Origin of the sequence: Bacillus sp. FSL K6-2839 (genome assembly GCF_038003365.1) — a bacterium.
Classification (GTDB): Bacteria; Bacillota; Bacilli; order Bacillales; family Bacillaceae; genus Bacillus.
Genome location: NZ_JBBOOZ010000001.1, coordinates 2,359,000 through 2,376,834 on the forward strand (window position 1 = coordinate 2,359,000; position 17,835 = coordinate 2,376,834).

Sequence of the window (17,835 nt, forward strand, 5' to 3'; positions counted from 1 at the left end):
GAAAATCGCATGCATCAATCTTTTCATGAAAAAAGCTGACTGCAATTTTTCTTTGCAGCCAGCTTGATGTCACTTGTTAATCTGGAAATTTTACTTCTGATCGATAGATGGGTTGTCCCATAGACGAGAATTTTTCTTCGTATTCAGTCATCACATTTCCTTCTAATCCGTCCTTATGTAAATCTAAGCTTACATACGTTAAAAGAAGGCCATATGCAGAAAAACTCTTTAAGGAATATTCAAATAATCCGCGGTTATCTGTTTTGAAATGCAATTCACCACCTGGACGGAGAATATGTTCATATCGCTCTAAAAAGGCCTTAAACGTTAATCTGCGCTTTTCATGCCTTGCTTTTGGCCACGGATCAGAGAAATTCAAATACACCCGGTCAATTTCATTTTCCGCAAACACATCTGTCAGCGTTTCAGCATTAATGTTCAAAAGCTTTACATTTTCAACGTCTGTCTCTTTGATTTTATCTACTGCTGTCACAATGACACTTTTAAATAATTCAATGCCAATATAGTTGATATCAGGATGAAGCTTGCCCATTCCAGCGATAAAGCTCCCTTTTCCTGTCCCAACTTCGATATGGATTGGATGATCATTTCCAAACAGCTCATGCCATTTCCCTTTATATTGCTCGGGGCTAGCTAAGGCAATATGAGCATTTTCAGCTAAGTAATCATCCGCCCATGGTTTATGTCGCATTCTCAATTTGATACACCTCTATTTTCTTTACATTTTATCAAGATACCATGAAACATAAAGACCCGCAAGACAGCATCTTTATGCGCATATGAAAAAGACCAGCCCTTCGCTTGAGCTGGTCTGCCGCATGTATAAATTGGGCGATGAATGCACAGTTTAACCACATAAATGACACGCAGAAAAGGAGCATACGTATGGGATTAAACCGTCAACATCAGCTTCAATTAATCAAAGATATTTTAACCGATCACCAGTTGGATTGCTGCGGGACTGTTGCAGAATATGAACAGGTGGGACGTGTGATTCAATTAATGCTGGCAAAAGAAGACCTTGATGCCGACATTCGTCAATTATTAACAGATATTTATGATTACAGCCAAAAGGGCACTTCTGTCAGTTCAATTGATGCACATATCGAGGAGCATCAATCGCATTTGTCAGAGTGGGTCGAGAATATTCCTATGTCTTAATGGATGTTTAACCGCTTTAAGAGTGCGCTCAGCTCCGCTTGCACTTCTTGCTGCGCTTTTTCATTTCCTTTTCTTTTATGCCACACGACAAACGATACGGTTTCAGCGAGGACGTACCAATCCATGCGTTTTCGCAAATTGTCCGTCAGCGGGGCACCGTACATCGAGAGCCAGCTTTCCCAGTTCTCTTCTTCAACATAATGGTATAAAAGTGGTCCAAGATCAATGGCTGGGTCAGCAATCATCGCCCCATCCCAATCGATCAAGTAAAGCTGATTTTCATCTGTCAGCAGCCAATTATTATGATTGAGGTCACAATGACACACGACCTTGTCCTCAAATTGGACTGCCTCCACATGCTTCTCTAAGTACTGGATGGCACGTGTAATGTCTTGTGAATCGATTTGCTCTTTTAATATGGACTGTTTTAAATGCTTCAGAATGGATTCTGGGTGTAGAGCGTGCTTCTCTAATCTTTTCAGCATATCAAGCAATTCTTTAGATGTATGAATTTTTCTTAGCTGCTCTGCTACAGGACGGTCATTCATGTCCTTTGGCTTCAGCTCTCTGCCGCTCAGCCAGTGCTGCGCAGTGATGACATCCCCATTTTCCATTCGTTTTGTCCAGACAAGCTTCGGCACAATGCCTTCAGCTGACAAAACCGCAAGAAACGGTGACGTATTGCGTTTTAAAAATAGCTTTTGGTCATTGTGTGTTGCGAAGTACGCATCTCCCGTAGCGCCTCCAGCAGGAGAGATGTGCCATTCGCTACCTAATATTTGTCCCAACCAGTTCATATCAATTTTCAACCCATCATTTCTTAAAATATTTTAAATCTTGCTTTTTTAGTCGACAAAATTCAGCCGATTGAAGATCAATTGGCTGTTTCTTTTTTATTTATATGATCATAAAAACAAAAAGGACAGCTATTGAGAATGAGATGCTAAACAATAGCCGTCCTATAGATTTTATCGTTACCTTCTTATACTCGTCAAGCAAAACTAGAAAATCAGGACAAGAACCTTATGAAAAGGAAGGCTTTTTTCATGGTTTTTTGACTAGGGCATTCACGAGAAGCCATTTAAGCACGTAATTTTAAGGAGCGCTCACTCGCCTTCACAAAGACAGGCGTTGCGCCGATCACTTCTCCATCTGCATGAAATAAGATTTTTGCATCTGCCTCCAAGTACGCTTCCTCGTGCTGATACAGGGTAACGCCCTTCATTCCAAGATGCTTTCGAAACACCATCGCACTTAAAAACAAGAGCACTTTGAATGGATTCAAATCCGTGACAACGATCGTTTGAAAGCCTGGCTGCCTCGCGCTCACTTCCGGTGCTGCTTCCAGCCCGCCTCCGTAATAGGGGTGATTGCATACAATCACAAACCACACTTGGCGAAAGACCTTCTTCTCATTTTCAATAAACAGCGCAAGGTCAAACGGCTTAAAGGACCATAAAGAATGGAGAAATGACAGCGGGTAGATGATAAACCCAAGCCCCAGCCGTTTCAGCCACTTTTTTCCTCTGAAATGCACTGTTTTCCTTAGCACATGCGCATCAAACCCAGCACCGATATGATTGAGAAAGAGAACGGATTGCGGGCTTTCTGCATGATCTTGAAAGGAGCCGAGAGAAAATGTTTTGGTGAGCATTCTCTTTTGCTTTCTCACTTCTTTTAGGACATCCTGACGATGGATGCCGAGGCCCTTCGCCGCATCATTCCAATGACCGGCGGGAACAAAGCTTAACTGCACATGATCCATTTCCTTTAAGCCATTCAGGACTTCATGAATGGTGCCGTCACCGCCAATGACAATCAGGCGCTTCAGCCTGTCATCTTGCATGGCGCTAATTTGTCTTGCCAATACTTCTGCATGGCCTTCATGCTGGGTGAGAAACGATCGATAAGAGATCTCCACCTTTTGTAATTCTTTCTCTATGCTCCTCCATGTACGAAGTCCTTTTCCATGTCCTGCTGCTGGATTAACGATAAAGTACCATTCATTCATATATTAGCTCCACTCAGGTCTCATTTTTCGTGACCTTCCATTATGCCTTTAATCGAGCCATTCCTGCCTTCTTTTGCTGTCTGATTCACCATAAGCAAGCAATGCCTTTGTCGCCTTAAATTGCTGATGCTTTGTCGGCGCGGTATTTTTCCGCTGCTTTTCAAACCAATCTTCCGCCTTCTTCTTATCGACAACCTCCATCCCGTATGGAACTTCCGGTAAGTCAATATAAGAGGTTCTGCTGATCAGGATTTTTTTCACAGGAAGATCGACACCGCTTTGCTGTAAGATCTTTGACACGACGGTGCCAGAGCGCAGAAGGCTTGCGCAAGGATTCAAAACGGACTGAACAGCTTTCCCATTCGCCCGCTTTTCCCAAAAACGTTCCTTCGTTCCGATATATACGCTGTCAGGCTCTGCCTCTAAGAAGGATAAACAAATCACTTCCAGCGGCGTAATAAGTACTGAACATAATTCCATCTCTGCTTTTTGAATGAGCAGCACCGGCTTATACATCACAAAATATGAATCCGGAAGCTGCCTAGCAAGCATACGCAGCTTTTCATCATACCGAATATGATGGGAGACGGTTGAAATGTGGGAAATCGTCGAGCTCGCCCATTTTAATTGAACATCGTATAGATGATCCTTAAAAAAATGAATGAGCTTCGTTTCATCGGTAGGAACGTTTGTAAAGACACCTTGCTCTATATCTGTCGGCTCGTTAAAAAGACTCAGGTCCCGTTCCTTTTTCATATCGGCTGCTTTTTGCTTTCTTTTTAAGGAGAATTTCTTTCTCTTTTCTTCCTCTTGTTCAGGCACTTGTTCAGAGATTTGGTCAAATGAATGCTGCGCCTCCTGTTTTGAAGCCTTTTTTAACTCGTCCCACCTTTGCTTTTTCAATCGAATGAATTGATTGATGTAGTGATGCGGGTCTTGTTCATATCGTGATATATAATCTTGAATTTTGATAATTTGCGCCATCTGCTGCTCACTCCAACTTTTAGAATCATTTATGTAGTGCAAATTGTTTGATTGCGTGATAACGCGGGGTTTCTTTCGGACGTATTTCAAATAGAGTCATACAAGAAACCTCTATCACGTATGGCTCTTTGCGTAAAGGCGCTTGTTCTGCAAAAGAGTAATCCGCGTTCCATTTTCGCGCAATCGTCATATGCGGATGAAACGGTCTCTTTTCAACAGGATGTCCTGCTGACAATACGGCTTCTTTCACCTTTTCTCTTAATTGCATGAGCGGTTCACTTTCATTAGGTTTTGCAAAAAAGACTCTCGGGCGCTCCTTCATGCCAAACTGTCCTACCTCATTCAGCTCTAGTGAAAATGCAGCGGCTTCATTTGAAAGGATATCAAGCAGCTCGATGATCTTTTTTAAACGCTCATCTGGAATGGCACCTAAAAAGATCAGGGTCACATGATAATCATCTGGTGCTGTCCACTTTTGAAAGGATAGTCCGCTCCTTAGATCCATGTCTTTTTTGATTTGATGCGCAAGTTGTTCAGGGATGTGAATCCCTATAAAATAATGACGGTTTTCTGCCACAATATCACCTGTCCTTTTTTAACAAACTTTACGAATCCCCATTGATGATAGTATAACTAAAGAAATGCGGAATGAGAAGAAAGGGTGTCACATGATGAAGGTTGCACAAAATATAGCTGAGCTGATTGGCGATACACCACTTGTTAAATTACAGCGGCTTCAGCCAGACAATGCGGCAGCTGTTTATTTAAAGCTGGAATCATTTAATCCTAGCGGCAGTGTGAAGGACCGCGCTGCTTACAATATGATCGTCGAGGCTGAAAGGCAAGGAAAGCTTACAAAAGGAGCGACAATTATTGAACCAACGAGTGGGAATACAGGGATTGGTTTAGCCATGAACGCAGCAGCAAGAGGCTATAAAGCCATCCTTGTCATGCCAGATACGATGACAAAGGAAAGAATCAATATTTTGAAGGCTTATGGGGCGCAGGTCGTTTTAACCCCAGGAGAAGAAAAAATGCCAGGCTGTATTCGCAAGGCAGAGGAACTGGCGTCTCAAATTCCTCATAGCTTTATCCCGATGCAATTTGATAATGGGGCGAACCCAGATGCACATAGAGGCACAACGGCTGTTGAAATCATGGAAGCTGTCAAACAACTTGGAAAGCCCCTTGGAGCCTTTGTCGCAACAGCAGGAACTGGCGGAACCATTACAGGCACCGGAGAGGAATTAAAGAAGGCATTCCCTCATTTGACCATACGTGTGGCAGAGCCGAAGGGATCTCCAGTCTTATCTGGCGGGAAACCTGGCAAACATAAACTTGTTGGCACAAGCCCAGGATTTATTCCCCATATTTTAAACGAGCATGTCTATGATGAGATCGTGCAAGTAAGCGATGGAGATGCGTACACCATCACACGTCAGCTTGCCCGGCTTGAAGGAATTTTAGTTGGTCCATCATCTGGTGCAGCCTGCTATGCTGCGATTGAAACAGCCAAGCAACTGCCGGCAGAACAAATCGTGATCTGTATGACAGCAGATACAGGCGAACGATACTTATCAAGTGATGTTTTTCAAGATTAAAAAAAAGGAACAGGGTCATGAATCCCTGTTCCTTTTTCTTCGTTTCAAGGTTAGGACGATTTGTCGGACTTCACCTCAGCCTGCTCCCCTGTGATGAGTAAAACCTGCTCATCAGTAAGCGGGCATAAATCGAGCGTCTGCTCAAACTGTTCCATGATTTGCTGCGCAGCCTCGCCTAAATAGGTATTGTACATATGCGGTACCGGATAGTAGCTTATCTCATTGAATCCTTGACATGATGAAAGTTCTGCTGCCTTCTGCCGATCATCCATCACGGAGATATATTCAATGCTTGGTGCCATGATGATACTCCCTGCGGACTCTCCGATGTACAGCTTGCCTTTATTGATTTCTTCTTTCAGCACGTCATCAAGACGATGCTTTCTTAATTCCTGCAGCAAATAGAAGGTGTTGCCTCCTGATACGTACATCACATCATTTTGTTCCATCATCTTTGTGATTTCTTCAGTAGACTGCTCAGCTATCTGAACGGTCTCTAGATGCATACCTAGTTGATGAAAGGCTTCTTTCGCTGCCTCCACATAGTGCGTGACTTCTTCCACAGCACTGGCTGTTGGAAAAAACGTCACGCGTTTTCCTTTTAATGATTCACCCGCAAAGTCAGATAAGAGAGAATAGCTGTCTTTGAATGAAGAGCATAAGAACATTTTTTTCACTGTGAATCCCCTCTTCTCTTTTTCTATTTTGCCAATTCATACATGGCTTGTGCATATAGAGCGGTTGCTCTTAGTAGATCATCGATTTCGATATATTCATCCTTCTGGTGTGCGCAATCTGGTCTGCCAGGGAATAGAGGTCCAAAGGCAACGCCCGCTTCTAAAGATCTCGCATACGTTCCTCCACCAATCGCAATCAGATTAGCTGGATCTCCCGTTTGTTCCTCATATACCCGCTGCAATGTTTTCACAAGCGGATGATCTTTTGAGACGTGATGCGGAGGGCTGTCGTCAAATTTCAGAAGGATGGCCCCTTTGATGCCTTCGATCCCTTTTTTAACGTCCTTGCCGTCTGCTGTCACTGGATAGCGGACATTTAATCCTAGCTTCGCTTCCTCGTTTTGTGTATAGCGGATCGTTCCAACATTTAAAGTCAAATCTCCGCTAATCTCATCTTTACAAGCAATCCCCAGCTTTTTCCCTCTTGTATCCTGATCAAATAAAGCGTTGATTTGGGAGGTAAAAGCAAGCCCGTCTTCATCTAACTCTTGTCCACATAGGAAATTGGCCATATGAATGCCCGCATTGATGCCATGCGCCGGCTCCATGGCATGAACTGATTCACCTTTTAATGTGAGATGCAGTCCGTCCGCTGCTTTCTTTACCTCACCTGATAAATGATTGTGAGCAAGATAAGCTTCAAAAGCTGTTTTTAATGATTCAGCATCGTGATCTTGTGCAGCTGTCACAGTGGCAGCTGCCTCATCCGGCACCATATTCAGCCGCATACCCGATGTGAATTGCTTGAGCGTATAGCGCTGATGATTTTCTGTATGTTGATATGTAAATGACACGATGGCATCAATGATCCCTTTTTCAGCATGAATAATCGGAAAATCGGCATCTGGCGCAAATCCAATTTGCGGCATCGCCTCATGCTTGAAATAATGGTCCACACAGCGCCAATCACTTTCTTCATCCGTTCCAATGATCATTCGAATCTTTTTTGACAGCTTCATCCCTGTATCTTTTATCATCTTTAGCGCGTAGAAAGCCGCCATGGTTGGACCTTTATCATCAATGGCCCCTCGTGCAAATATTTTATTTTCTCTTATGTCCGCTGAAAATGGCGGGGTTGTCCAGCCGTCACCAGCAGGCACAACGTCCACATGGCATAGCACACCTACAATGTCTTCGCCTTCTCCATATTCAATATGACCTGCATAGCCATCGACATTCTTGACTGTGAATCCTTCGTCTTCCCCTTTTTTCAGCATATACTGAAGGGCCTGATCGACTTTTTCACCAAATGGCTTTCCTTCTTTTCCACCTTCTTCATCAAGGACGCTTTCAATTTGCAAAAAAGATTGTGTGTCCTTAATTAAGTCGTCTTTTTTTCGTATCACTTCAGCTTCCCAATTCATTTTTCCATTCCTCCTTGAAAAAAGGTTGCAATCCATCCTTAAAACGAATATTATATTAATTGTTTTGTAATAATGTTCGTAAATGGAGGATTTTATGTTTCAGTTAAAAGAAAACCAAACCAACATAAAGAGAGAATTAATCGCTGGTATGACGACATTCTTTACCATGGTATATATTGTTGCCGTTAACCCAGGAATTCTTTCAAAAGCAGGCATTCCTTTTGACCAAGTCTTTACTGCAACAATTATCGCTGCTGTCGTCGGTACGCTCTGGATGGCACTATTTGCAAACTATCCGATTGCTATTGCACCAGGCATGGGGCTGAATGTCTATTTCACCTTTACAGTTGTCGGTGGTGGCGGCATCAGCTATCAAACAGCGTTCAGTGCGGTATTTGTTGCTGGTATACTCTTTATTATTTTATCGTTAACATCCCTTAGAAAACAACTGATTCAAGCCATTCCAGATAATTTAAAGTACGGCATTACAGCAGGAATCGGGCTTTTCATTGCATTTATCGGCCTCCGTCAGTCTGGGATTATCGCAGCTGACCCTGAAAATCTAGTGAAGCTTGGCAACTTAAACTCGCCTGTTGTCATATTAACGCTTGTCGGCTTAATGATCTCTGTTATTTTAATGGTTCTTCAAATAAATGGCGCTCTGTTTATCGGCATGTTAGCGACGACACTGATTGCGCTCGTAACAGGCCAGCTTCATTTCCCTAAAATGCTGATGGATATCCCTGCACTACCCGAAGGCATGCTGATTACAAATCCATTCGCTGCTTTTGGCGATGTATTCTCTCATCATTTATATGCTGTCGTCTTCTCCTTCTTACTAGTGACGATTTTTGATACAACGGGCACAATGATCGGAGTGGCTGAACAAGCAGGACTCATGAAAAAAGGCCAGCTGCCAAAGGTACGCAGAGCCCTGCTCGCTGACTCTGCTGCAACGACGATAGGTTCTATGTTTGGGACAAGCCCAACAACAGCTTATATTGAATCATCATCTGGGGTTGCTGCTGGCGGAAGAACTGGACTAACGTCTTTAACGGTCGCTGCACTGTTTATTGTGGCATTGTTTTTCGGCCCGCTCGTTCAAGCCATTTCTTCTTTACCATCCATCACATCACCTGTTCTCATCATTGTCGGGTGCTTGATGATGAACTCAGTGTCACGCATTCGCTGGAACGAGCTAGACGAAGCATTCCCTGCTTTTCTTGTGATCCTTTCCATGCCGCTGACATCTAGTATTTCTACAGGAATTTCACTTGGATTTATCTCATATCCCCTTGTGAAACTGGCAAAAGGGAAATGGAGAGAAGTACATGTACTTGTTCTCATCTTTGCCATTTTATTTTTCATTCAGCTCTTTTTCTTAGAAGGATAACAGAAACAAAAAAGGCACATTCTAACAAGGGATGTGTCTTTTTGAGATGAGTGAATTTTTTATTTTGTAAATTTTCTGTGTTTATTTTTTGGATGTTTGAATGTGACGGTATTCTCCATACCCCTTACGCCTATTGGGTTGTAACCGAATTCAAAACATGGTATATACCATGTTTCGATTCATGAAGACAAGTTAAAAAACACGTAAAGTTGACTTTTTGGTGGAACTAGATGCATAATAACGTGTATAATAGAATAAAACATTAAGAAACACGAACATTTACCATTGTTGCATGTCCTTATTTCGCAGTTTTAGTGTAGTAAGTTGTGGTTAGTCAAGTCCATCCGATCTTATTGATAGGGAGTGGTTTTTTGAAACCTTCAACAAACCGTATGATGACTCGAATTAAATCAGTTTATATGTTCATTCAAGAGAAAGGTCTTGTGACGACACAAGAGCTGGTTGATGAATTCGGGATCACACCTAGAACCATTCAAAGAGACTTAAACGTGCTTGCCTATAACGATCTTGTTCATAGTCCAAGCAGAGGCAAATGGGAAACAACGAGAAAAAAAGTGAAAATATCATCTTAAGCTTATAATGAACTGTCCATATAACAAAAAGAACCGGCGATATGCCGGTTCTTCAGATTGTTGACAAAGGGCTAAAATGATCTTCATTTTAGCCTTTTGTCTTCTTTTCAGCGTGATAGAAAACCTTTGCAGTCTAGGAAGGACGAGTACCGGAGCGGAGCGAATTTGACATTCGTGAGCACCGGAGCGCAGACCTGACACCGAATGCGAGGGTTTGTCTACACGCTGAAAGAACCGGCGATATGCCGGTTCTTTTCTTTTATTCTACATTTATGGTCGATTGATTAAGCTGTCCAATTCTTCATCCGTCAATTCACGGTACTCTCCAGGCGCTAGATCTTCATCTAAAGAAACAGCTCCCATCGAGAGCCTTTTTAAAAAGATGACTTCATTTCCCACTGCTTGCGCCATCAGCTTCACTTGATGGTACTTTCCTTCAGTAATCGTTAAACGGATGCGTGTATCTTCGTTTTCATTCGCATCTACTTCAACCTTCGCCGGCTTCGTGCGGTAATCATCTAAAATGACAACGCCCTCTTCAAGACGCTTGATGTCTTGATCTCCTAATGGGTATTTCAAATGAACTTCATATGTTTTTGGCACATGCTTTTTTGGAGAAAGTAATTGATGAGCAAGCTGTCCATCATTTGTGAGGAGGAGAAGACCGACTGTATCCTTATCCAGTCTCCCCACAGGAAATGGCTCCCTTGCGATATCCTCCGGCTCTAGTAAATCGACGACCGTTTCATCCCGCAGATCTTCAGTTGCTGAGATGACCCCGTCCGGTTTGTTCATCATTAAGTAAATGAATTCTTTATACTCTACACGCTCTCCGTGTACGAGCACTTCATCATTCGATGGATCAACATGATCTTTCACCTGCTTCGCCACTTCTCCATTCACTGTGACCGCCCGTGCCTTGACCAGCTTCTTCACATCTTTTCTTGAACCAAAGCCGCTGCTAGCAAGCAATTTATCAAGCCTCATGAATATCCACCTCTTCTTAACTCTTTTTTCTTAAAAATTTCGGCATACGGCTGCCGAGTACACGCTCAAGTAATCCTACCTTATAAGACAAGAACAGATACACACCGCCGCCAGTGATCATTGAAATCAAAATGACGATACCCGCTTGTACAATTCCACCCTCATACGAAATCACTTGGCTCACAAGCTGACATGTCACATACGCCACAACAGCCATAATCGCCGTTAAAATACCAATGAGAATAAATCGTTTGAAAATCCTGCGGAACGAGTAGCCGGCATGGCGCTTAATCATGATAAACATATACAAGATGGACGCGCTATAGCCTAACGCAGTCGCAAGCACAGAACCATTTCCTTGCAGCCAGCTGATTAGCGGAATGTTCAGAACCGTTTTAATAATGATCCCTAACAACAGACTGACAATGGCGAATTTTTGTTTGTTAATTCCCTGCAAAATTGCTGCATTAATGGTGAATAAGGAAAACAATAACGCAACAGGTGCATACCAGAACAAAATTGACATCCCAATCTCAGGATGAACGGACGGATAGAAAAACCAATAAACCGGTCCAGCCAATGCCGAGATACCAAATGAAGCAGGCAGTACGAAAAATAAAATGACCTGCATCGTCTGATCAATTTGTCTATTGAGAAGCTTGTAGTTACGAGCTGTAAATGATTCCGTAATCGTCGGGATTAAGGTTAAGCCAAACGCTGTTGCAAGCGACACAGGAATCATCACGAGCTTCGGTAAATATAACGTCACGATAGACAATACCGCTGTACTAATATCCTGATGTCCTGATGCAATCATAGCTCTGTTAATGGTGTTTGTATCAATATAAGAATAAATTGGAATCGCAAGTCCAACAAACACATACGGTGCCGCATAGCTAAACAGCTCTGTAAACATTTGTTTATAAGATAAGTCAGAGGAAGCACCTGTATTCGGCTGCATGGATAAGAGCCGGTCCTTGCGCTTCAGCCAATATAAATAAAGCGTGAATAAACCCCCAAATGCGCCGATAAGTGCTGCAAATGTGGCATATCCGACAGCGATGACAAGCCCGCCGTCAAGCACTTTTAAAATAATAAACGTTGCAGTTAATAGGAAGATGATTCTGACAAGCTGCTCAATCACTTGGGAAACAGCTGTCGGTCCCATCATGGAGTGTCCTTGGAAGAACCCCCGCACAAGACTCATAATAGGTACAACCAAAAGACCTAAACTGACCATCCGAATCACATATACCACTTGATCGACAGTCAAACCGCCTGTTTCATTCGATCCGCCAAGCTGAATCTTGGCAAAAATCGGTGCGGTCAAATATAAAATAGAAAAGGCGATAATCCCGGTGACAAGCATGACCGACATACCCGCCCTGAACATTTTCCTTGTTGTCTCATAATCGCCGATTGCATTATATTTAGAAACAAATTTTGATACCGCTGTTGGAAAACCAAGCGTAGCAATACTTAAAAAGATCGTATACTGATTGTATCCATATTGAAATAGCGCTCCACCAGTAGCTCCAACCATTGCGCTAAATGGAATTAAGTAAATCATACCAAGAATACGAGAGAGATAAGTCCCTATCGTTAAAACCAACGTACCACGAAGCAGTTTATTAGACATGCGCTTAACCACCATTTTTCTAATGAATATTCAACTTAACTATTTTACCACATCATTTCGACGCACAGGTAACAAATCCAATACAGAAGGCACAAAACCAATCAATTCATATTTCAGCCTTCCCCAATTTTCGTTATAATAGAGGAATGACTGAAAGTAGAAAGAGGAATGTAACATGAAACATTATGATGTCATTGTCATTGGCGGTGGACCTTCTGGACTGATGGCCGCGATTGCATCAGCAGAGCACGGAGCGACTGTTCTGTTAATTGACAAAGGAAACAAACTTGGCAGGAAGCTCGCCATTTCTGGCGGTGGACGCTGTAACGTCACCAACCGCCTTCCAGTAGAAGAAATCATCAAGCATATTCCCGGAAACGGCCGTTTTTTATATAGTGCATTTTCTGAGTTCAATAACGAGGATATTATTTCGTTTTTTGAAAACCTCGGCATTGAACTTAAAGAAGAAGACCATGGACGTATGTTCCCTGTCTCAAACAAAGCACAATCTGTTGTGGATGCCCTTTTAGACAGGCTCCGCAACCTCAATGTCACCATTCGAACGAATGAAAAGATTAAAACAGTTCTGTATCAAGACGGACAAGCAGCTGGAATTGTTACAAATAATGATGAAAAAATTTCAAGTAACGCCGTTGTCATTGCTGTTGGCGGAAAAAGTGTGCCGCATACTGGTTCTACTGGTGACGGCTATGCATGGGCAGAAGCCGCTGGTCATACGATTACAGAGCTCTTCCCAACAGAAGTACCGGTCACATCAGATGAGCGCTTTATTAAAGAAAAAGTGCTACAAGGTCTTTCTTTAAGAAGTGTGGCTGTCAGTGTTTTAAATAAAAAGGGGAAACCCGTCGTCACACATGTCATGGATATGATTTTTACTCACTTTGGCTTATCCGGCCCAGCTGTTCTTAGATGCAGCGGATTTGTTGTGAAAGAATTGAAAAAACAGCCGACTGTTCGTCTGCAAATAGACTTATATCCGAAGCTTAATGACGAGGAGCTGTTCCAAAAGCTTCATCGAGACCTAAAAGATGAACCCAAAAAAGCCATAAAAAATGTCCTGAAGTCTTGGATGCAAGAACGCTATTTATTGTTTCTGTTAGAACGGAACGGCATAGATCCGCAAGACACATTTTCTGGTCTTGCTAAGGACAAACTGCGCGCATTCGTAAATGATTGCAAACACTTTATCGTTCATGCGAACGGCACTCTTTCCTTAGACAAAGCGTTTGTCACAGGAGGCGGCGTTTCTGTGAAAGAAATTGAACCGAAGAAAATGGCGTCTAAAAAAATGCCCGGTCTTTATTTCTGCGGAGAAATTTTAGACATTCACGGTTATACAGGCGGATACAATATCACGTCAGCACTTGTGACAGGCAGGCTTGCCGGTATGAATGCTGCACTCGAAGCAAAGGAGAGATTTTCATGATGAGACGTGCACTTCCGATTATCCTAGCGGTTGTGATTAGTTTGACAGCCGCTGTTTTCTTGAAGCTATCAATTACCCCGTTAAAAGTCGCCATTGTTTTGGCCTTTACCATCTTCGCTGTTTGTTTAAAAGAATACGTCTACCGTCTTCGTAAACGAATTGAAGAAAAATCATCTTCACATACCGATAGTTGATTAATGGAAGCAAAACATGTTACGGTAAAGTAGAGGTCGAGTGAGAAGCTCGCCTCTTTTTGTTTGAAATTAGTTGAGTTAGGGGATATTAAGCAAAATCCTCTGCTTAAACGTGTAGAACAACAGGAGAGTGAGATGGTGTGAAAAACGTATCAAGTGTATTTTGGATTGTGATTGCGATCACATTTGTTGCCGTCATATGGGGAGCTTTTTCTCCAGAAACACTGCAAAATGTCACAGATCAAATTCAAACATACATTACAAATGACTTTGGCTGGTATTACTTGTTAGTGGTGTCACTGCTCGTCGGCTTTTGTCTATTCTTTATCTTTAGCCCAATCGGTAAGATTACGCTAGGAAAACCTGGGGAAGAGCCTGAATTCGGCTTATTTTCTTGGTTTGCGATGCTATTTAGTGCCGGTATGGGAATTGGTCTTGTTTTTTACGGAGCAGCTGAACCGATCAGCCACTATGCCATACAGTCACCAACGGGTGAAACTGAAACGGCGCAGGCCTTCCGAGATTCCCTTCGATATACATTTTTCCATTGGGGGCTTCATGCATGGGCTATTTATGCCATTGTTGCACTTTGCATTGCTTACTTTAAATTTAGAAAAGATGCACCTGGCTTAATTAGTGCAACGTTGCAGCCAGTTTTAGGAAATAAAACGAATGGATGGATCGGAAAAACCATCGATTGTATTGCGGTATTTGCAACTGTTGTTGGTGTTGCGACAAGCCTAGGATTAGGTGCGGCACAAATAAACGGGGGATTGAATTACCTGTTTCAAATTCCGAATGCTTTTAGCACACAATTGATCATTATCATGATTGTGACGGTGCTTTTCCTTGCATCTGCTCTAAGCGGGATTGGAAAAGGCATTAAATATTTAAGTAATATCAACATGGTATTAGCAGCTGTTCTGATGTTTTTCTTACTTTTGGTAGGTCCAACTGTTTTTATCTTAAATTCATTTACTGACTCGATTGGGCAATACTTATCCAATATCGTTCAAATGAGCTTCCGTCTATCTCCAAATGATCCTGAGAAGAGAGAATGGATTAATGGATGGACAATCTTTTATTGGGCATGGTGGATTTCTTGGGCACCATTTGTCGGAATCTTTATCGCAAGGGTGTCACGCGGACGAACGATTCGAGAATTTTTACTAGGTGTCTTAGTGGCTCCTTCTATCCTAGTATTCCTATGGTTCTCGATTTTCGGTGTATCTGCGATGGATTTACAGCAAAAGAATATTGTCGATGTTGCAGGTCTTTCAACAGAAACAATGCTCTTCGGTGTACTAAATGAATATCCGCTGGCGATGATCACATCGATTCTAGCACTCATTTTAATCGCCATATTCTTTATTACATCGGCTGATTCAGCTACATTTGTGCTTGGAATGCAGACAACCTACGGATCATTGAACCCTTCTGGCAGTGTCAAAGTCAGCTGGGGTATCATCCAATCTGCTGTTGCTGCCGTGCTTTTATTTTCAGGGGGACTTGGAGCTCTTCAAAATACAGCCAAGCTCGCAGCCTTGCCGTTCTCCGTTGTCATTATTTTGATGATTGTCTCACTGTACAAGTCACTGAATGATGAACGAAAAGCTATCAAGCAAGCCAACAAAGTCAGTAAACCACGAAGTCCAAGAGTAAAAAAAGCATAATCTCAAGCGAAAAAAGCCGTTCCTCATCCGATCGGCTTTTTTCTATATAGACAATTTAAGATTGTTGCAAGCTTGAGGATTCCTGTAAAATAATGATGAAATCATTTCTACATAATGGAGGTTTATATGACGCTGCCTACATTCAAGTACAACCCAGATCCAGTTTCGTTAAACGTGATCAAAAAAGAGCCTACGACATGTCCTGTTTGTGAGAAAGAAAGAGATTACGTGTATCATGGTCCATTTTATACTGTTGAAGATGTGGAAGGAATTTGCCCTTGGTGTATTAAAGATGGATCAGCCGCTAAAAAATACGATGGCACCTTTCAAGACGATGCAAGTTGTGATGACGTTGACCAAGAGGAATATATAGATGAACTGATCTTTGAACGCCAGGTTATCGCGGCTGGCAGCAGGAATATTGGTTAAGCCATTGCGGAGATTTTTGCGCAATCGTCTAGTATGTCGGATGGAAAGAGGTAGAACATTTAGAGGAAGAACTCATAGAAGATATCGAAGACATTTGCAGCGGCGGGGGATTAACGAAAGAGAACCTAAAACAATGGCTCGTCAACGGAGGAGACTTGCAGGGCTACCTCTTTCAATGTGTTCGCTGCAAAAAGCATCGTTTATATATTGACGCTAGTTAAACAAAGAAAAAGGACCCTACAAACAGGTCCTTTTTTGATACCATCTATTTTTTATATAAAATGAGTGCAGAAAAACAGTAGAGCTGTTCTCCTCCCTGCTCACAGATCACCGCTACATTGTACTTGATGTCAATGATTTGGTCGTCATCCATTCCTTTTAAAAAAAGATTGATTTCGCTCTGCAAATCTTTTTCGTGTTCTTCATCAAATACAGCTACCTTTAGCACATATGCCACTCTCCCTTCTCTCGCTACTCTATCTTTATGCACATCAGGGCGGGCATATGAACAAAAAAACCTTTCATCTCATTGATGAAAGGCCTTCTTTTACAGCTTCGGTTTTGTTTCTCCTGTCCAAGCAAGCATCCCGCCAATGACATTGGTCGCTTGATAGCCTTGGTCTTCTAGGAAATAGCAGACATTTTCACTACGTTTACCGGAGCGGCAAATAATATAATATTCCTGCGTTTGATCGAATGCATCCAGCTTCTCAGGGATATCTCCCATTCGGATGTGAACAGCTTCTGGAATCATTCCTTCTGCTACTTCCTCGTCCTCACGCACATCAACAAGCTGAATGGCTTCTTCTTGCTCTAGCTTTTGTTTTAATTCTTCTATTGAGATTTCTTTTACTGACACGACGCTCATCTCTCCTTTTAATCACGGTGACACCATTATAGCAAATGATTCACATCACTGTGTATTCACCCGCTTCGATTGAAGGAAAGACGGCAGCTGTTTCTTCACTTCGGCTGTCTGCTGCTCACTTTCAAACTCTACCTTTTTGAATACTTGATAGGCCAGCCACATGTGGCCATAGGCGAGTATGCTCACACTAAAGAACGGCACGATTCCCGGCAAATAAGCAAAGAGAACAAACAGCACAGCCGAGAAAACGAGCATACAGAGTGTATATTGCAAATATGAGATACCAAGCAATAGAGAGAATTTCAGATAGAGACGTTTTTTCCAATCATAATGAGCCAGCAGCGGAAAAATATAAAACAAGCTCACAACAAAGAGAAAACCAAAGATATAAATGGCAAAACGAAGCACATGCAAAAACCAGCTCGTTGGATAAATAAACGCAAGGTCTACATATATAATCGTCCCTATGATCAGCAGCGCCACTCCAATTAAGTTAGAGCGTACAAACTCCTCACGATACACCTTCCAAAAAGTCCGGAAAACGCTGACTTGCTCATGCCCTTGTATCCACTTTCTCATCACTGAAAATAGCGCAGTGGTCGCAGGCATCAATCCAAAGATCCCAAGCCCCAGCATGGTGAACAGCAGCCATAGCAAATTCGTATAGGCAAGTCTCATCACCCACTCACACATTCGAAGCATTCTGCTCATTGAACCATCATGATCCATCTCT

20 protein-coding genes and 1 pseudogene are annotated in these 17,835 nt (G+C 42.4%); 9 read left to right on the forward strand and 12 right to left on the reverse strand.

Features of this window, described 5'->3' with window-relative positions:
• Positions 1–76: 76 nt before the first annotated feature.
• On the reverse strand, positions 77–718 hold the full coding sequence (trmB, locus tag MHH26_RS12045) for a tRNA (guanosine(46)-N7)-methyltransferase TrmB (RefSeq protein ID WP_060597029.1): 642 nt from the start codon (positions 716–718) through the stop codon (positions 77–79).
• 188 nt (positions 719–906) lie between these two features.
• Between trmB and MHH26_RS12050 the strand changes: the two genes are divergently transcribed.
• Positions 907–1,182, forward strand: coding sequence for a YtzH-like family protein (locus tag MHH26_RS12050; RefSeq protein ID WP_095286138.1), 276 nt, complete (start codon positions 907–909; stop codon positions 1,180–1,182).
• Here MHH26_RS12050 and MHH26_RS12055 read toward each other — a convergent pair.
• From MHH26_RS12055 to thpR, 4 genes are all read right to left on the reverse strand, one after another.
• The gene (locus MHH26_RS12055) at positions 1,179–1,979 is read right to left on the reverse strand and encodes a phosphotransferase family protein (protein WP_170938436.1); all 801 of its coding nucleotides are present in this window, start codon (positions 1,977–1,979) and stop codon (positions 1,179–1,181) included. The genes MHH26_RS12050 and MHH26_RS12055 overlap by 4 nt on opposite strands.
• Positions 1,980–2,263: 284 nt before the next feature.
• Entirely contained in the window at positions 2,264–3,193 is a 930-nt protein-coding gene (locus MHH26_RS12060; RefSeq protein WP_034665473.1) for a YegS/Rv2252/BmrU family lipid kinase, read from the reverse strand.
• A gap of 48 nt (positions 3,194–3,241) precedes the next feature.
• Positions 3,242–4,177 (reverse strand): hypothetical protein, encoded by a 936-nt coding sequence (locus tag MHH26_RS12065; RefSeq protein WP_307500082.1) that lies wholly within the window; start codon positions 4,175–4,177, stop codon positions 3,242–3,244.
• 25 nt (positions 4,178–4,202) lie between these two features.
• Entirely contained in the window at positions 4,203–4,754 is a 552-nt protein-coding gene (thpR, locus tag MHH26_RS12070) for an RNA 2',3'-cyclic phosphodiesterase (protein ID WP_307500083.1), read from the reverse strand.
• Between the two features lie 94 nt (positions 4,755–4,848).
• Here thpR and cysK point away from each other — a divergent pair, with 94 nt between their 5' ends.
• A complete protein-coding gene (gene cysK / locus MHH26_RS12075) occupies positions 4,849–5,778 on the forward strand; it encodes a cysteine synthase A (protein WP_370876264.1) in 930 nt (309 codons plus the stop codon).
• A gap of 50 nt (positions 5,779–5,828) precedes the next feature.
• Here cysK and MHH26_RS12080 read toward each other — a convergent pair whose 3' ends face one another.
• Both MHH26_RS12080 and pepV read right to left on the reverse strand, forming a co-directional pair.
• Positions 5,829–6,455 carry a Type 1 glutamine amidotransferase-like domain-containing protein gene (locus MHH26_RS12080; RefSeq protein WP_060597036.1) on the reverse strand — a complete coding sequence of 209 codons (627 nt, stop codon included), beginning with the start codon at positions 6,453–6,455 and terminating at the stop codon, positions 5,829–5,831.
• A gap of 23 nt (positions 6,456–6,478) precedes the next feature.
• Complete coding sequence (pepV, locus tag MHH26_RS12085; protein ID WP_340973561.1) at positions 6,479–7,879, reverse strand: dipeptidase PepV; 1,401 nt, start codon at positions 7,877–7,879, stop codon at positions 6,479–6,481.
• A gap of 94 nt (positions 7,880–7,973) precedes the next feature.
• Here pepV and MHH26_RS12090 point away from each other — a divergent pair, with 94 nt between their 5' ends.
• Both MHH26_RS12090 and MHH26_RS12095 read left to right on the forward strand, forming a co-directional pair.
• Positions 7,974–9,272, forward strand: a complete 1,299-nt coding sequence (locus MHH26_RS12090) for an NCS2 family permease (protein ID WP_034665455.1) — start codon at positions 7,974–7,976, stop codon at positions 9,270–9,272.
• 371 nt (positions 9,273–9,643) lie between these two features.
• Entirely contained in the window at positions 9,644–9,865 is a 222-nt protein-coding gene (locus tag MHH26_RS12095) for a DeoR family transcriptional regulator (protein WP_008356419.1), read from the forward strand.
• A 270-nt stretch (positions 9,866–10,135) separates the two neighbouring features.
• Here MHH26_RS12095 and MHH26_RS12100 read toward each other — a convergent pair whose 3' ends face one another.
• Together MHH26_RS12100 and MHH26_RS12105 are read right to left on the reverse strand one after the other, a co-directional pair.
• Entirely contained in the window at positions 10,136–10,852 is a 717-nt protein-coding gene (locus MHH26_RS12100) for a pseudouridine synthase (protein WP_034665452.1), read from the reverse strand.
• Between the two features lie 16 nt (positions 10,853–10,868).
• Positions 10,869–12,491, reverse strand: a complete 1,623-nt coding sequence (locus MHH26_RS12105) for a putative polysaccharide biosynthesis protein (protein WP_034665449.1) — start codon at positions 12,489–12,491, stop codon at positions 10,869–10,871.
• Between the two features lie 175 nt (positions 12,492–12,666).
• On the opposite strand from MHH26_RS12105, the gene MHH26_RS12110 reads away from it, so the two are divergent.
• The 5 genes and pseudogenes from MHH26_RS12110 to MHH26_RS12130 all read left to right on the forward strand — a co-directional run.
• Entirely contained in the window at positions 12,667–13,938 is a 1,272-nt protein-coding gene (locus MHH26_RS12110) for a BaiN/RdsA family NAD(P)/FAD-dependent oxidoreductase (RefSeq protein WP_106031158.1), read from the forward strand.
• A complete protein-coding gene (locus tag MHH26_RS12115) occupies positions 13,935–14,132 on the forward strand; it encodes a hypothetical protein (RefSeq protein WP_106031157.1) in 198 nt (65 codons plus the stop codon). The genes MHH26_RS12110 and MHH26_RS12115 overlap by 4 nt, the downstream gene beginning before the upstream one ends.
• Positions 14,133–14,272: 140 nt before the next feature.
• Positions 14,273–15,805, forward strand: coding sequence for a glycine betaine transporter OpuD (opuD, locus tag MHH26_RS12120; RefSeq protein ID WP_106031156.1), 1,533 nt, complete (start codon positions 14,273–14,275; stop codon positions 15,803–15,805).
• A 126-nt stretch (positions 15,806–15,931) separates the two neighbouring features.
• On the forward strand, positions 15,932–16,234 hold the full coding sequence (locus MHH26_RS12125) for a CbrC family protein (protein WP_307500091.1): 303 nt from the start codon (positions 15,932–15,934) through the stop codon (positions 16,232–16,234).
• Between the two features lie 20 nt (positions 16,235–16,254).
• Positions 16,255–16,455, forward strand: a pseudogene (locus MHH26_RS12130) (CbrC family protein); the annotation flags it as partial.
• A gap of 44 nt (positions 16,456–16,499) precedes the next feature.
• Here the strand turns inward: MHH26_RS12130 and MHH26_RS12135 are convergent.
• From MHH26_RS12135 to MHH26_RS12145, 3 genes are all read right to left on the reverse strand, one after another.
• A complete protein-coding gene (locus MHH26_RS12135; protein ID WP_003217582.1) occupies positions 16,500–16,682 on the reverse strand; it encodes a sporulation protein Cse60 in 183 nt (60 codons plus the stop codon).
• A gap of 99 nt (positions 16,683–16,781) precedes the next feature.
• Positions 16,782–17,093 carry a rhodanese-like domain-containing protein gene (locus MHH26_RS12140; RefSeq protein WP_066030532.1) on the reverse strand — a complete coding sequence of 104 codons (312 nt, stop codon included), beginning with the start codon at positions 17,091–17,093 and terminating at the stop codon, positions 16,782–16,784.
• Between the two features lie 54 nt (positions 17,094–17,147).
• Entirely contained in the window at positions 17,148–17,831 is a 684-nt protein-coding gene (locus tag MHH26_RS12145; RefSeq protein WP_307500092.1) for a YesL family protein, read from the reverse strand.
• Positions 17,832–17,835 lie beyond the last annotated feature (4 nt).

Coding starts and splice junctions, on each gene's coding strand:
- MHH26_RS12090 (WP_034665455.1), top strand. CDS start 7,974: ATGTTTCAGTTAAAAGAAAACCAAACCAACATAAAGAGAGAATTAATC.
- MHH26_RS12125 (WP_307500091.1), top strand. CDS start 15,932: ATGACGCTGCCTACATTCAAGTACAACCCAGATCCAGTTTCGTTAAAC.
- MHH26_RS12055 (WP_170938436.1), bottom strand. CDS start 1,979: ATGAACTGGTTGGGACAAATATTAGGTAGCGAATGGCACATCTCTCCT.
- MHH26_RS12100 (WP_034665452.1), bottom strand. CDS start 10,852: ATGAGGCTTGATAAATTGCTTGCTAGCAGCGGCTTTGGTTCAAGAAAA.
- MHH26_RS12110 (WP_106031158.1), top strand. CDS start 12,667: ATGAAACATTATGATGTCATTGTCATTGGCGGTGGACCTTCTGGACTG.
- MHH26_RS12050 (WP_095286138.1), top strand. CDS start 907: ATGGGATTAAACCGTCAACATCAGCTTCAATTAATCAAAGATATTTTA.
- MHH26_RS12065 (WP_307500082.1), bottom strand. CDS start 4,177: ATGGCGCAAATTATCAAAATTCAAGATTATATATCACGATATGAACAA.
- pepV (WP_340973561.1), bottom strand. CDS start 7,879: ATGAATTGGGAAGCTGAAGTGATACGAAAAAAAGACGACTTAATTAAG.
- MHH26_RS12145 (WP_307500092.1), bottom strand. CDS start 17,831: ATGGATCATGATGGTTCAATGAGCAGAATGCTTCGAATGTGTGAGTGG.
- MHH26_RS12105 (WP_034665449.1), bottom strand. CDS start 12,491: ATGTCTAATAAACTGCTTCGTGGTACGTTGGTTTTAACGATAGGGACT.
- MHH26_RS12060 (WP_034665473.1), bottom strand. CDS start 3,193: ATGAATGAATGGTACTTTATCGTTAATCCAGCAGCAGGACATGGAAAA.
- cysK (WP_370876264.1), top strand. CDS start 4,849: ATGAAGGTTGCACAAAATATAGCTGAGCTGATTGGCGATACACCACTT.
- MHH26_RS12115 (WP_106031157.1), top strand. CDS start 13,935: ATGATGAGACGTGCACTTCCGATTATCCTAGCGGTTGTGATTAGTTTG.